Genomic DNA, 15,629 nt, shown 5'->3' with positions numbered 1-15,629 from the left:
TCATCGTTATTCTTCTGTAGTAATTGTAATTATGCAAAACTTATTTTACATTGAAAAAATGGATAGACAAATGTCTATCCATTATTCTTCACGTTTACCGTCTTTATTAATTTCATGTAAAAGTGTATCAATTCGATGACCATATCCGATAGACTCATCAAACTCAAAGGAAATTTCCGGTGTTTTACGAAGACGAATACGTTGGCCAATTTCTGAACGAATAAAGCCTTTTGCCTTCGCTAAACCTTTTAATGTATTTTCTTTCTGTTCTTCGTCACCTAAAACAGAAATATATACTTTAGCAATTTGTAAATCTCCACTTACTTGTACATCTGTTACTGTAACAAATCCAATACGTGGGTCTTTAATTTTACGACTGATAATGTCGCCTAATTCTTTTTTCATTTGCTCGCCCACACGGTTCGCACGTAATTTCATAACTCTTCACCTCATTCAATACCATTCCAAATGTGTTATCGTACGTTCAATTTCAGGAAATGAATCGATATACTCAAGTACACGATTCATTTCTTTTTCACAGACAACACGATTTGAGGATACGGAAACAATTGCAATTTCTGTACGTTGCCATACATCTTGATGCCCAACTTCAGAAACAGCTACATTATAGCGCTGTTTCACACGAGTTAACACACGTTGTAAAATTGCTCGTTTCTCTTTTAAAGAATGCACATCGTAAATCATACACTCGAATGAGAGTGAAGCGATAATCATCGCTTCACTTCTTCCATAACGTATGCTTCAATGATGTCCCCTTCTTTAAGATCATTATATCTCTCAATTGTAATACCACACTCATAGTTTTGTGCAACTTCTTTTACGTCGTCTTTGAAACGTTTTAACGTATCAAGTTGTCCTTCGAAAACTACTACGCCATCACGGATAATACGAACGCCACTATCACGTGTAATTTTACCGTCTATTACGTAACAACCTGCGATTGTTCCAACTTTTGTTACTTTGAATGTTTGACGAACTTCCGCTTGACCGATTACTTTTTCTTCGAATTCTGGATCCAGCATACCTTGCATTGCTGATTCAATTTCTTCGATTACTTTATAGATAATACGGTGTAAACGAACATCAACTTTCTCTAATTCAGCTGTACGCTTCGCATTCACATCAGGGCGTACGTTAAATCCAATTATAATTGCATTAGATGCAGAAGCTAAAATAACATCAGATTCTGTAATCGCACCTACGCCTGTATGGATAATTTTCACTTTTACGCCTTCAACATCAATTTTACGAAGTGATGCTGCCATTGCTTCTACAGAACCTTGTACGTCTGCTTTCACAATTAAGTTAATTTCTTTTACATCACCCTCTTGGATTTGTTGGAATAAATCTTCCAGGCTGAATTTAGATTTCTCACCACGTTGTGCAACTAACGCTTCTTGTGCACGTGATTCACCGATTTGACGAGCTTTCTTCTCATCAGCGAATGCCATGAAACGATCTCCCGCTTGTGGCACTTCATTTAAACCTGTAATTTCAACAGGAGTTGATGGACCAGCAACTTTTACACGACGACCAATATCACTTACCATTGCACGAACACGACCGAATGATGTTCCAACAACAATTGGATCTCCAACTCGAAGTGTACCGTTTTGAACAAGTAATGTCGCGATAGTTCCTTTACCTTTATCAAGCTGTGCTTCAATTACAGTACCAGCTGCATAGCGATTTGGATTTGCTTTATATTCTTCTACTTCACTCACAAGAAGAATCATTTCTAGTAAGTTGTCAATTCCCTCGCCTTGAATTGCAGAAATTGGTACGAAAATCGTGTCTCCGCCCCAAGCTTCTGGAACTAATTCATATTCTGTTAACTCTTGCATTACACGATCAGGATTTGCCGCTGGTTTATCCATTTTATTCACAGCAACAATAATTGGTACTCCAGCTGCTTTCGCATGGCTAATCGCTTCAACTGTTTGTGGCATAACACCGTCATCAGCTGCAACAACAAGAATTGTAATATCTGTTACTTGTGCACCACGAGCACGCATTGTTGTAAATGCCGCGTGACCTGGTGTATCTAAGAACGTAATTTTCTTATCATTTACATCAACTTGGTATGCACCGATATGCTGAGTAATTCCACCAGCTTCGCCAGCAGTTACTTTTGAATTACGGATAGAGTCAAGCAATGTTGTTTTACCGTGGTCAACGTGTCCCATAATTGTAACAACAGCTGGACGTTCTTTTAAGTTTTCTTCATCATCTTGCTCATCGATAAATGTTTCAAATTCAGTTTCACTTACAACTACTTCTTCTTCTACTTCAATACCGTAATCAGTAGCAATTAACTCAATTGTATCTTTATCTAAGTCTTGGTTAATTGTTGCCATAATTCCTAGCATGAAGAGCTTTTTAATAATTTCAGATGGCTCTTTGCTTAACTTTTTAGCAAGGTCACCTACTGTAAGGCTTCCAGAGAAAGTGATTTTATCTGGTGTTTCTACTATTTGCGTTTGTTGTCTTCCAGCAAAGTTATCTTGACGTTTGTCTTCATTTCCTTTGCCTTTTTTCTTCTTCTTATTGCTGTTCTTTTTACTGCGAACAACTTTCTCTTCTACTTCAAACTCATCTGCAACAGAAGGTTTTTCTGCTTCAGTGTTATATTGATTATCTAATTTGTTTACTACTTCATCTTCTAACATTGTCATATGATTCGAAACCTCGATATTCATCTCTTTTAGTTTTGTCATAAGATCTTTACTTGAGATATTATTTTTTTTTGCATATTCATGTACTCGAATTTTACTCATACCTTCACCCCCGGTAATTTGTATCGAGCATGCTACGTAGCTTTTTCGCAAAGCCTTCATCTAACACAGCTACAACGACTCGCTCGTCTCTCCCAATCGCATGCCCTAATTGTTGTCGATTTTCGACTTTTCTCATTGGTATGTTGTAGTACGTGGTTTTATCAATGATACGTTTTGTAGTGTTCGCTGACGCATCTTCAGAAAGCAATACTAGCTTTGCTTTGCCACTTCGCACTTCTTTTAAAACGAGTTCTTCACCCGAAATAATTTTTCGAGCGCGGTTTGCTAGTCCTAAAAACGATTTCCAATCAGACACTTATTTCGACTCCTTCTCAACAAGCTCAAGAAGCTCTTCGTACAGAGAACTGTCGATTTTCGCTTTTAGATGATGTTCCAAAATGTTTTTCTTTTGGGCTTGAATAATGCTTTCTTTATCTTTTGATAAATATGCACCTCGTCCTGATTTTTTCCCTGATAAATCAATAGACACTTCGCCCTCTTTGGAACGAACAATGCGAACGAGCTCTCGTTTTGATTTCATCTCTTGCGTCGCAATACATTTTCGTAACGGAACTTTTCGATTGCTCATACTCATCACCTCTATTCGATTTCGTCTTCAACTGAATCGAATCCAAATGCGATTACGCTATCTTCTTCTGTCACAATACCAAGTTGTTTCGCATCAGACTCACTTTTAATATCAATTTTCCAGCCTGTTAATTTAGCTGCAAGACGCGCATTTTGTCCACGCTTACCAATCGCTAATGAAAGCTGGTGGTCTGGAACAACAACAGTTGTTGCTTTCTCTTCTTCGTCTACAAGTACTTTAACAACCTGTGATGGACTTAAAGCATTTGCAACATATTCAACTGGGTCATTCGACCAGCGAACGATGTCAATCTTTTCACCTTTTAGTTCATCTACAACGCGTTGTACACGTTGTCCTTTCGGTCCTACACAAGAACCTACTGGATCAACATCGATATTCACTGCATGTACAGAAATTTTAGAACGGTCGCCTGCTTCACGTGCTACAGAGCGAATTTCTACAGTTCCATCATAAATTTCTGGAACTTCCATTTCGAATAAACGTTTTAAAAGACCAGGATGTGTACGTGATACGTAAATTTGTGGTCCTTTTGTTGTCTTTTCTACTTTTGTAATAAATACGCGAATACGATCATGTGGTTTATATTGCTCATTTGGCATTTGCTCACTTACAGGTAATAAAGCTTCTACTTTACCTAAGCTTACATAGATGAAACGAGCATCTTGGCGCTGTACAATACCAACCATAATGTCTTCTTCACGATCACTAAATTCTGAATAAATAACACCACGTTCCGCCTCACGAACTCGTTGTGTTACAACTTGTTTTGCAGTTTGCGCTGCAATACGACCAAAATCTTTTGGCGTTACTTCAATTTCTAGTACGTCGCCATCTTGGTAGTTTGGATTAATTTGTCTTGCCTCTTCTACAGAGATTTCAAGACGTGGATCAAACACATTATCCACAACGTCCTTACGTGCTAAAACTTGAATTGTTCCCACTTCTGGATTAAAGCTCACACGAACGTTTTGTGCTTGGTTAAAATTGCGTTTATAAGCAGAGATTAATGCTGCTTCAATCGCATCAATAATAATATCTTTACTAATACCTTTTTCTGACTCTAATACGAGCAAAGCATCTAACAACTCAGTGCTCATGAAGATCCCCCTTCTTACTAAAACGTAACAGCAAGTCGCGCATTTGCAACTTTATCCATTGGAATTTGGATTTCTTTTTTACGTGTTTTAATTGTTAATAGTAGTGTAATTGTAGTACCGTCGTAGGAAAGTAGCTTTCCTTCAAACATCTTCTCACCATCAATCGGCTCATATGTTTTAATTGCCACTTGTTTTCCTACCGCTTGCTGGAAGTCTTTCTCTTTCTTTAATGGGCGTTCCGCTCCAGGAGATGATACATCCAAAAAGTAAAGATGAGGAATTGGATCCTCTTTATCTAAAGCTTCGCTTAAACGTTCACTTACCGCACCGCATTCTTCAATGTCGACTCCCTTTTCAGAATCGATGAATACGCGTAAGAACCAGTCTTGTCCTTCTTGCACATACTCTACATCTACAAGTTCAAGATTTAACTCTTCAACGATTGGCTGCGCAAATGCTTCTACAACTTCTGTGACTTTCTTATCCATAAACAGCCTCCTTCCTGCCGCCATGTACCATTTACAAGAAAAGATCCCGTTCATAAAGACGGTCTATCTTATTCTTTCTCGTTAGCTAACAAAAGCCCCTGCCGTTAAGCAGGGAATATCTGTCTTAGTATTACCAAATTTAAGAAGTAAAACTTGTAACAAAATATGTATATACGACAGAAATATCTTTACTATCTACATAAACAAAATGTAGATAGTAACACGAAAGAGTGGGTTTCCCCACTCTCTTTTTCACAAAATATACATGACATGGTTATCTCGGTTTATAGTATACCATAGCAAATGTTGATTTGCAAAGACTTTTCCTACCTATTAGAACAGTGACAATTGGTTTTGATCCGGTAAATCTCCTAGACAACCTTGACCATCTAAATACTCAATAATCGTTTTAGAAACCTTACTGCGCTGCTGTAAGTCTTCTTTTGATAAGAAATCACCATTTTTACGGGCTTCAACAATACTAAAAGCTGCGTTTGTACCAAGACCAGGCACTGCATTAAATGGAGGAATTAAAGTATCCCCATCAATTATAAATTCGGTTGCATGTGAGCGGTATAAATCAACCTTTTGGAATGAATAACCACGCTCACACATTTCAAGTGTCATTTCTAGTACCGTTAATAAACTCTTCTCTTTCGGTGCTGCATCCAATCCTTTCTGTGCAATTTCATCAATTTTTACACGTATGGATGCTGAACCTTTCGCCATCGCCTCTACATCAAAGTCATCTGCACGAACTGTAAAATATGCCGCATAAAATAAAAGTGCGAAATGTACTTTAAAGTATGCGATACGTACAGCCATAAGTACGTAAGCAGCCGCATGGGCTTTAGGGAACATGTACTTAATCTTCTTACATGAATCAATATACCAACCTGGTACATTGTTATTTCTCATTTCCTCTTCCCATTCTTCTGGTACACCTTTACCTTTACGCACCGACTCCATGATTTTGAAGGCTAATGATGGATCCAAGCCTTGATAAATTAAATATACCATGATGTCATCACGACAACCGATAACTTCACTCAGTGTACACGTACCGTTATAAATTAATTCATTCGCATTACCTAACCATACATCTGTACCATGAGACAGTCCAGAAATTTGGACAAGCTCTGAAAACGTCGTTGGTTTCGTTTCTTCTAACATTTGTCTTACAAATTTCGTACCAAACTCTGGTATACCAAGTGTACCTGTTTTACAGTTAATTTGTTCTTCAGTTACCCCTAAAGATTCTGGACCAGAGAAAATCTTCATTACTTCCGGATCATCCGTTGGGATTGTTTTAGGATCAATACCACTTAAATCTTGAAGCATACGAATAACAGTCGGATCATCGTGTCCTAATATATCAAGTTTCAATAAATTATCATGAATTGAGTGAAAGTCAAAGTGTGTAGTTCTCCACTCAGCACCTATTGAATCAGCAGGAAACTGAATTGGTGAAAAGTCAAAAATATCCATGTAATCTGGTACAACGATAATACCACCTGGATGCTGTCCGGTTGTACGCTTTACACCTGTACATCCCGCAACTAGGCGATCAATCTCTGCATTTCGAATTGTTAAGTTATGATCATTAGCATAACCTTTTACATACCCATAAGCGGTTTTTTCCGCAACCGTACCAATTGTTCCTGCACGGTATACATAATCTTCACCGAACAGTACTTTCGTATAGTTATGGGCACGGGGTTGGTATTCTCCGGAGAAATTCAAATCGATATCGGGCACCTTATCTCCTTTAAACCCAAGGAACGTTTCGAACGGAATATCATGTCCATCTTTCACGTATGGAACATTACATGTTGGACATTCTTTATCTGGCAAGTCAAAACCAGAACCTACAGAACCGTCATTAAAGAACTCTGATTGTTTACACTTTGGACATACATAGTGCGGTGGTAATGGGTTTACTTCTGTAATTTCCATCATCGTTGCAACAAATGATGAACCTACCGATCCACGCGAACCTACTAGATAACCGTCCACTAACGATTTTTTCACAAGCTTATGTGAAATTAAATAAATAACGGCGAATCCATGTCCAATAATACTTTTCAATTCTTTTTCCAAACGAGCTTCTACAATTTCCGGTAGTTCATCTCCATAGATACTTCGTGCCATTATATAACTCATATCACGTGTTTCATCATCGGCACCTTCAATTTTCGGTGTATATAAATCATCTTTTACTGGATGAACATCACCAATTAATGATGCAATCTTTTGTGTATTTGCCACAACAATTTCTCTTGCTTTGTCTTCACCTAAGAATGAAAAACAATCTAGCATTTCATTTGTTGTACGGAAATGTACAGGCGGTAATGAATGGCGATTTAACGGATTAGCTCCGCCCTGCGAACTTACTAAAATTTTTCGATAAATCGCGTCCTCTGGATCTAAATAATGCACATTCCCAGTAGCAACAACTGGCTTATCTAACGTCTCACCTAGTTTTACTAAGTTAGAAATTATTGTTTTTAACTGTCCTTCATCTCGAACAAGTTCACGTTCTACTAAATGACGTAACACTTCTGGAGGCATAACCTCAATGTAATCGTAAAACTGTGCAATTTCTTCTACTTCTTCAGGCGCTTTTTGCATCATAGCTTCAAACACTTCACCTTTATCACAAGCTGTTCCTACTAAAATGCCTTCGCGATATTTTTTTAATAGTGATCGTGGTACACGTGGTACACGATAAAAGTAATTCAAGTGAGAATATGAAACAAGTTTATATAAATTTTTCAACCCCACATCTGATGTGACAAGTAATGTCATATGACTTGGACGCCCACGTTTATATGCATCCCCTTGTCCCATACTATCGTTTAATTGATCGTGGTATTCAAATCCCTTTTCAATCACATCTTTTAACATCTTCACAAGTAAATATCCCGTTGCTTCTGTATCATAAATCGCACGATGATGTTGCGTTAATTCAATATCAAGCTTTTTACACATCGTATTTAATCGATGATTTTTCATTTCTGGGAATAAGAACCGTGCAAGTTCTAACGTATCAATAACTGGATTTTTCGTTTTTTCTATCCCAGCCTTTTTAAAACCTACGTTAATAAAGCCCATATCGAAGCTTGCGTTATGAGCAACAAGCGTATGGTCACCCATCCATTCCTCAAACTTTTTAAACACTTCGTCCACTTCTGGTGCATCAGTTAACATATCATCTGTAATACCTGTTAATTCGATAATCGTCGCCGATAATGGTTGATGAGGATTTGCGAAAGATTCAAAGCGATCAATAATTTCGCCACCTTTTACCTTTACAGCAGCTAACTCAATGACTGTATCATATACAGCAGATAACCCTGTTGTCTCAACGTCAAAGACAACATATGTTTCTTCTGCAAGTAGACGATGTGCTTCGTTATACGCTATCGGCACACCATCATTAACTAAATTTGCTTCTACACCATATAGAACTTTAACTCCAGCCTTTTTACCAGCAGAATATGCTTCTGGGAATGACTGTGCAACAGCATGGTCTGTAACTGCAATAGCCTCATGCCCCCATTTTCCAGCTTGGGCAACGAGCTTAGAAACAGAAGTAACAGCATCCATTTGACTCATTGGAGTATGAAGATGAAGTTCTACTCTTTTTTCCCCTTCTTTTGCTTTATCTTTACGAGAAGGTCCCGTTATTTCATTTATATCATTTGCGATCATAACTAAATCACGCACGAATGTATCATTCTGAACTGAACCACGCGCTTTTACCCAAGTTCCTTTTTTCAAGGATTGTAACATCGGGATATCCTCTTTATCACGTGAGAACATCTTAATCATAATAGAGTCCGTATAGTCAGTTATCTTTAAAGTTAATAACGTACGTCCACTACGAAGTTCTTTCGTCTCTACATGGAAAACATACCCTTGAACGGTCTTTCTTCTTTCTTCATCTTGAATTTCACGCAGCGGCGTAATCTCTTCATCTGGCTTAATAAGATAACCAAGCACAACTGGTCCTTCATGAACAACATCACTTTCTTCAGCTTGCTTTTTAGCCATCTCTTCCATAGCCTGTATAACTCGTTGACGATCTTCTTCCTGTGTTTGCTCACGAAACTTTTGCATTTCTTCTGCATTTTGCTTTATATGTGTGTCTAACTGAAAACGTGGGAATCCAAAAGCTTCGTATTGATCACCTACTGGTTTCGCAACGTTTTTCTTTAAAGCAGTAGATTCCAGCTCATTATTCACATTTAATAGCAACTTCACGCCATTGACCTGCGGAAGTTGCTTCTTTAAGTACGCGAACATAGGTGAAAATGTAATTCGTTCTGTACAAAGCGGCCAATATGCCTTCACTTCTTCTTCTGTAAATTGTTTATTCTCTGTTTCTAATGCAAATGTTGTTCTTGCAATATGAGAAAATGATTGCTTAAGCTTTGTTTCTAGCAACTCATATAATTCTGTCGGCAAAATACGTGGCACTTGTAAGTCAAAATGCCAACTTTTATTCGCTTTATCAATAACTAGCTTTTCAATACCACCGCCATGTAAATATTGATTTATAAGGTTTTCTGGTATTTGCAACTGTTGGAGCAAAATTTGAAATCGCTCTTGTTGTTCATTTGTTAATGACATAAGCACTCTCCTTCCATTTGCTATTATAAATTGAAACGCACTACAAAGAAAGATTTCTTCCTTCTTCTTTTACAAAATACGTTTACAAAGAAAGAGAAGGTACCTCATTACGAGGTACCTCTTCTTATTTTAAAATATTAGCAATATATGTTTGCAGTTCTTCTACTTTCACTTCTTCAGACTCGCCTGTAGCACGTACTTTCACTTCTACAATACCTTCATCTGCTTTTTTACCAACTGTAACACGAACTGGAAGGCCGAATAAATCTGCATCTGCAAATTTAACACCTGCACGTTCTGCACGATCATCTAGTAATACTTCGTATCCTTGCTCTTGTAATGAGTTGTAGATATTTTCACCCATTTCACGTTGTGCATCAGATTTCATATTTACTGGAATTACATGCACATGGAACGGTGCAACAGCTTTTGGCCAAACTAAACCATTCTCATCATTAAACTGCTCTGCAATTGCTGCCACTGTACGAGATACACCGATACCGTAACAACCCATAATAAGTGGTTTTGTTTTTCCGTTTTCATCTAGGAACGTTGCGTTCATTGCTTCACTATAACGAGTTCCTAATTTGAATACATGACCAACTTCAATTCCGCGTGCGAAAAGAATTGTTCCATTTCCATCTGGAGATTGGTCTCCTTCTTGGATGAAGCGTAAATCTGTATATTGACTTACTTTAAAGTCACGTTCTGGATTTACATTTACATAATGGCATCCTTCTTCGTTCGCTCCTGAACATCCGTTGACAATTGATGCTACAGCATGGTCAGCGATAATTTCGATATCCCCTGTAACACCAATCGGTCCTAAAGAACCAACTTCACAGTTTAATAACTCTTTTATTTCTTCATGTGAAGCAAGCTCCACGACTGAAGCTCCGTATACATTCTTCACTTTTACATCATTGACTTCATGATCGCCACGAACAAGTACTACTACTAATTTCTCATCTACTTTAAACACCATAGATTTAATGCATTTTTCCGCTGCAATATTTAAGAATGCAGATACTTCTTCAATAGCTTTTTGATCTGGAGTTGCTACTTTTTCAAGTGCTTTTTCGGCTTCATCACTCTTCGTATACGTAGCAACAACAGGAGCCATTTCAATATTTGCCGCATAATCAGATGTATCAGAATACGCAATTGTATCTTCACCTACATCAGATAACACCATAAATTCGTGTGTATCTTTTCCGCCCATCGCTCCAGAATCAGCGATAACTGCACGGAAATTCAAACCACAACGAACAAAGATATTAGAATACGCTTTGTATAAACCGCTATATACTTCATCCAAACTTTCTTGTGTTGCATGGAAAGAATACGCATCTTTCATTAGAAATTCTCTTCCGCGTAATAAACCGAAACGTGGTCTTTGCTCATCACGGAATTTTGTTTGAATTTGATATAATGTTAATGGTAGTTTTTTGTATGATTTAATTTCATCACGTACAAGGTCTGTAATTACTTCCTCATGAGTTGCCCCTAGCGCAAACTCGCGAGCATTACGATCTTTCATACGCATTAATTCTGATCCGTAAGAATACCAACGGCCTGACTCTTGCCATAATTCAGAAGCTTGCATAGCTGGCATTAATAGTTCTACAGCCCCTGCGCGCTCCATTTCTTCACGAACAATACGTTCTACTTTGTGTAACACTTTTAAACCAAATGGTAGAAAACTATAAATACCAGAAGCATTTTGACGCATAAACCCTGCGCGAAGTAATAATTGATGACTCTTAATTTCAGCATCTGCTGGAACTTCACGTAATGTAGGACTGAATACCATACTTTGTTTCATTTATTCGCACCTCTTCATTTTACTCTTACACGCCATAAAATCCCTCACCTCGAGTTAGGTGAGGGATTTTATTCTACGAGCTCTATTTCATTATAAACTTCTTCTTATTTTACAAGAAAAACTTACGGATGTCATTCCATGTTACAACTAACATAAGCAACATTAATAATGCAAACCCAATAAAGTGAACCATTCCTTCTTTTTGACGATCAATTGGTTTTCCTCGTAACGCTTCAATTAAGAAGAAGAACAAACGTCCACCGTCTAAAGCTGGGACTGGTAATAAATTAAATAAACCAAGGTTAATACTTAAAACTGCCGCTAAACTTAGTACACGCGTAAATCCATAATCTACAACTTGATCTGTTAGATTATAAATTCCTACTGGACCTGACAACTCATTAATAGAAAATTGACCCGTTACTAATTTCACAAGAGAATCAAAAATTAGTTTCGTCCATTCGTATGTTTGTTCAAATCCTGATTTAATAGAACCCATCACTGTTTTCTCTACAGGAGAATAAACACCAATTCTACCAACTTCGTCTTTTCCTTCTTTATCAAGCGTTGGTGTTACTTTCACATTAAATTGCTCACTATCACGCTTTACATGTAACGTAATTTCTTTATTTGGGTTTTCACGTACAATCGTTACAACATCTTTCCATGTACTAGTGTTCTTCCCATTGATTGCTTGAATTGTATCGTTTTCTTTTAATCCAGCTTGTTCTGCAGCACTATTCCCCATTACTTTTCCGACCATCGGTTTGTCAACAGGAACTCCTTGTACAAATCCAAGAATCACAAAAATAACAAATGCTAGAATAAAGTTCATTGCAGGACCTGCAAAGATTGTTAGAGCACGTTGGCCCAATTTTTTAGAGCCAAATTGTCTATTGTACGGAGCGATTTGAATTTCTTCTCCCGCAGAAATGATACGAGCTTTTTCATTCACTCGGAATGTTTGCAGCTCCTCCTCATACTCTTCATAACCCGAAATTGTAAGATTATGCTCTAAATCAGCTTGTTCGACTTCAATGACACGAACATTTGGATATTTTTCATGTCCGTCAAAAACTAATTTCACAACTTCGTCTTTTTCATTTAATACAAGCCCAACCTTTTTTCCAGGTTTTAACTCAACTGTGTCCGCATCCTCGCCAGCCATTCTTACATAGCCACCAAGGGGCAGTAATCGAATCGTATACACCGTTTCATTCTTTTCAAATGAGAATATTTTCGGACCAAAACCAATCGCAAACTCGCGGCACAAAATACCTGCTCTTTTTGCGAAATATAGATGCCCTAGCTCATGGAAAAATACGAGTGCACCGAAAATTAATATAAAGGCAATCGCTGTATTCAATTCCATAACCACCTTTGCTAAATTTGTTCCATCACAAACCGTCTTGTGGCTGCGTCAATTTCCTGAATTTCCTCTAAGCTCGGACGTGCAATGACAGTGTGATGGTGCATTGCTTTTTCAATGAGGTCTTCCACTGTTAAGAAACCAATTCTCTTTTGTAAAAAAGCTTCAACAGCTACTTCATTTGCCGCGTTCATTACAGCCGGCATACTTCCACCTGTCTTTCCAGCTTCATACGCAAAACGTAGACAACGGAAACGTTCTTGATCCATTTTCTCAAAATGCAATGTTCCCATTTCCCATAAATTTAACTGTTTTGTGTCTGAAAGAGGTAATCTATCAGGATATGTAAGCGCGTATTGAATCGGTACTCGCATATCAGGTGAGCCAAGCTGCGCCATTACACTACGATCTTCAAATTCAACCATAGAATGAATAATACTTTCTTTATGTAGAACAACATCGATTTGCTCATAAGGGATACCAAAAAGCCAATGTGCTTCAATTACTTCTAGCCCCTTATTCATCATTGTAGCAGAATCAATTGTAATTTTCGAACCCATTGACCAGTTTGGATGACGAAGTGCATCTTCTACGGTCACTTGATGCAATTCATCTCTCGTTTTATCACGAAAACTTCCGCCTGAAGCAGTTATAATTAAGCGAGAGATTCTTTTTTCATTTTCACCATTCAAGCATTGAAAAATAGCTGAATGTTCACTGTCTACTGGAAGTAACGATACATTATGTTTTCGTGCTGCTTCCATTACAAGATGCCCTGCAGTTACTAACGTTTCTTTGTTTGCAATTCCAATTGTTTTTTTCGCCTCAATTGCGCGGAGTGTCGGTAATAACCCTACGCTACCTACAACAGCATTCACTACAATTTCTGTATCTGGGTGCAACGCTACTTCTAATAAGCCTTCGCTACCATATACGACTTTTGTATTACCAGACACAGCTTGTAATTTTAAAACATCTTCCTCTCTTTGCACAGAGACAATTTGCGGAGAAAATTCTTGAATTACCTTTACTGCGTAATCAACATTTTTCCCTACAGAAAAAGCAACGAGACGGAATTGGTCTGGGTGCGAGCGTAACACATCTAATGTTTGTGTACCGATTGATCCGCTTGCACCTAATAAACTAATGTTTTTCATGACTCCAACCCCTCGTTCATTTATTAATTGTATTGTAATAAGAAGTATAGAATTGGTAACACAAATAACCAACTATCTGTTCGATCTAAAATACCACCATGTCCAGGTAAAATTGTACCTGAATCCTTTACACCATAATGGCGTTTAAATGCAGATTGCACTAAATCACCAATTTGTCCAAAAATAGAAATGATAATCGTCAGAACGATTAAAACTCCTACATTCGCTTCAACTGGGAAGAACATATTGTAAACAAGTGCAACAACAATTCCACAAACAATACCGCCTAATGAACCTTCAATCGTTTTATTCGGACTAATTTCTGGCCACAATTTTCTTTTTCCAAATGCTTTTCCTATGAAATATGCACCTGAATCAGTTGCCCATATGACAAATAGTGCACAGAACACATATTTGATTCCTAATATTCTCGTTTCATTTAAATATAAGAATCCCATTCCAACATATGTCGTTGCCATAAGTAAAAATGAAGCATTGTCAAAAGTAAATGTATTCTTAGAAAGGACTGTATATGATAAAAGTAATAAAACAATCACAAATGTGATTTCTAATTTACCTAACCCAATCCATGTAAACAGTTCTGATGCACTACTCGGAATTAAAATAATCCACAATAATACTGCAGCTAAAACTGTCGGTACCGAAATAAGCGTAAGCTTGTTCATACGAATTAATTCATATAAACCTATAGAAGCAAGTGCATACACTAAAACTGTAAAAGGCACGCCACCGTAAATTACGATGGGAATGAATAGCGCGGCAGCAATCACTCCAGTAATAATTCTCTGTTTCACTACCAAACCCTCTCTTTCTACACGCCTCCGAACCTGCGCCCTCTATGCTGAAAGTCCGTAATTGCATTTAGCAAATGTTCCTCGGTAAAATCTGGCCAATACACATCTGTAAACCAAAATTCCGAATAAGCAATTTGCCATAACATGAAATTACTAATACGTAGCTCTCCGCTTGTACGGATTAACAACTCTGGATCAGGTAAAGAACTCGTCATTAAGTAAGAAGAAATCATTTCTTCACTTATTTCTTCCGAACGAATTTTCCCTTCCTCACTATCTTTCATCATATGTTGCACAGCAGAAACGATTTCATCTCGACTTCCATAGTTTAACGCGAAATTAAGAATTAATCCCGTATTCTCTTTCGTATCTTCCATGGCTTTTTCCATCGCTCTGCGCGTATGCGTAGGAAGACGATCTTTTTGCCCTATTACTCGGACTTGTACGTTTTCTTCAATCAACTCTGGTAAAAATGCACCTAAAAATTCTTCTGGAAGCTTCATCAAATAATCAACTTCTTTTTTCGGTCTTTTCCAGTTCTCAGTCGAAAAAGCATAAAGAGTTAATACTTTCACATCAAGCTTACTTGCAAATTTTGTGATTTTTTTCACAACTTGCATACCTTCATGATGGCCAGCAATGCGAGGCATCGCTCTTCTCTTTGCCCATCTTCCATTACCATCCATAATAATAGCAATGTGTTCTGGGATATATCCTTTTTTTACTTTTTCAATGAGATGATCAAACGATGTGACCTTTTTACTTTTAAAAAAAGGAAACTTTTTAAACATCATTCATACCCTCCAACAAGCAGACGTATGCCTAAAAGTGTAAA

General features: G+C 37.6%; 13 protein-coding genes. All 13 read right to left on the bottom strand.

Features of this window, described 5'->3' with window-relative positions:
• Positions 1-81: 81 nt before the first annotated feature.
• Positions 82-438 (bottom strand): 30S ribosome-binding factor RbfA, encoded by a 357-nt coding sequence (rbfA, locus tag MR071_RS18415; RefSeq protein WP_002173084.1) that lies wholly within the window; start codon positions 436-438, stop codon positions 82-84.
• Between the two features lie 15 nt (positions 439-453).
• Complete coding sequence (locus MR071_RS18410; protein WP_002088157.1) at positions 454-735, bottom strand: DUF503 domain-containing protein; 282 nt, start codon at positions 733-735, stop codon at positions 454-456.
• Complete coding sequence (gene infB / locus MR071_RS18405) at positions 732-2,798, bottom strand: translation initiation factor IF-2 (RefSeq protein ID WP_105586451.1); 2,067 nt, start codon at positions 2,796-2,798, stop codon at positions 732-734. Before infB ends, MR071_RS18410 begins: the two co-directional genes overlap by 4 nt.
• Before the next feature lie 4 nt (positions 2,799-2,802).
• The gene (locus MR071_RS18400) at positions 2,803-3,114 is read right to left on the bottom strand and encodes a YlxQ family RNA-binding protein (RefSeq protein ID WP_001286519.1); all 312 of its coding nucleotides are present in this window, start codon (positions 3,112-3,114) and stop codon (positions 2,803-2,805) included.
• Positions 3,115-3,387, bottom strand: a complete 273-nt coding sequence (rnpM, locus tag MR071_RS18395; protein ID WP_002088161.1) for an RNase P modulator RnpM — start codon at positions 3,385-3,387, stop codon at positions 3,115-3,117.
• An 11-nt stretch (positions 3,388-3,398) separates the two neighbouring features.
• Positions 3,399-4,505, bottom strand: coding sequence for a transcription termination factor NusA (gene nusA / locus MR071_RS18390; protein ID WP_105586450.1), 1,107 nt, complete (start codon positions 4,503-4,505; stop codon positions 3,399-3,401).
• 17 nt (positions 4,506-4,522) lie between these two features.
• On the bottom strand, positions 4,523-4,993 hold the full coding sequence (rimP, locus tag MR071_RS18385; protein WP_000359098.1) for a ribosome maturation factor RimP: 471 nt from the start codon (positions 4,991-4,993) through the stop codon (positions 4,523-4,525).
• Positions 4,994-5,326: 333 nt separating this feature from the next.
• Positions 5,327-9,628 (bottom strand): PolC-type DNA polymerase III, encoded by a 4,302-nt coding sequence (locus tag MR071_RS18380; RefSeq protein WP_242237393.1) that lies wholly within the window; start codon positions 9,626-9,628, stop codon positions 5,327-5,329.
• 124 nt (positions 9,629-9,752) lie between these two features.
• Positions 9,753-11,453: a proline--tRNA ligase gene (locus MR071_RS18375; protein ID WP_105586448.1), complete on the bottom strand. Its 1,701-nt coding sequence runs from the start codon at positions 11,451-11,453 to the stop codon at positions 9,753-9,755.
• A 109-nt stretch (positions 11,454-11,562) separates the two neighbouring features.
• Positions 11,563-12,819 (bottom strand): RIP metalloprotease RseP, encoded by a 1,257-nt coding sequence (gene rseP, locus MR071_RS18370; protein ID WP_002160740.1) that lies wholly within the window; start codon positions 12,817-12,819, stop codon positions 11,563-11,565.
• 17 nt (positions 12,820-12,836) lie between these two features.
• On the bottom strand, positions 12,837-13,979 hold the full coding sequence (dxr, locus tag MR071_RS18365; RefSeq protein WP_242237390.1) for a 1-deoxy-D-xylulose-5-phosphate reductoisomerase: 1,143 nt from the start codon (positions 13,977-13,979) through the stop codon (positions 12,837-12,839).
• Positions 13,980-14,002: 23 nt separating this feature from the next.
• Positions 14,003-14,794, bottom strand: coding sequence for a phosphatidate cytidylyltransferase (gene cdsA / locus MR071_RS18360; RefSeq protein WP_002088171.1), 792 nt, complete (start codon positions 14,792-14,794; stop codon positions 14,003-14,005).
• Between the two features lie 17 nt (positions 14,795-14,811).
• The gene (uppS, locus tag MR071_RS18355) at positions 14,812-15,588 is read right to left on the bottom strand and encodes an isoprenyl transferase (protein WP_002111371.1); all 777 of its coding nucleotides are present in this window, start codon (positions 15,586-15,588) and stop codon (positions 14,812-14,814) included.
• Positions 15,589-15,629 lie beyond the last annotated feature (41 nt).

Source organism: Bacillus cereus group sp. BfR-BA-01316 (assembly GCF_022664195.1).
Lineage (GTDB): Bacteria > Bacillota > Bacilli > Bacillales > Bacillaceae_G > Bacillus_A.
The sequence above is the reverse complement of the archived record's forward strand: the minus strand, read 5'-3'. Positions and strand labels throughout refer to the sequence as shown.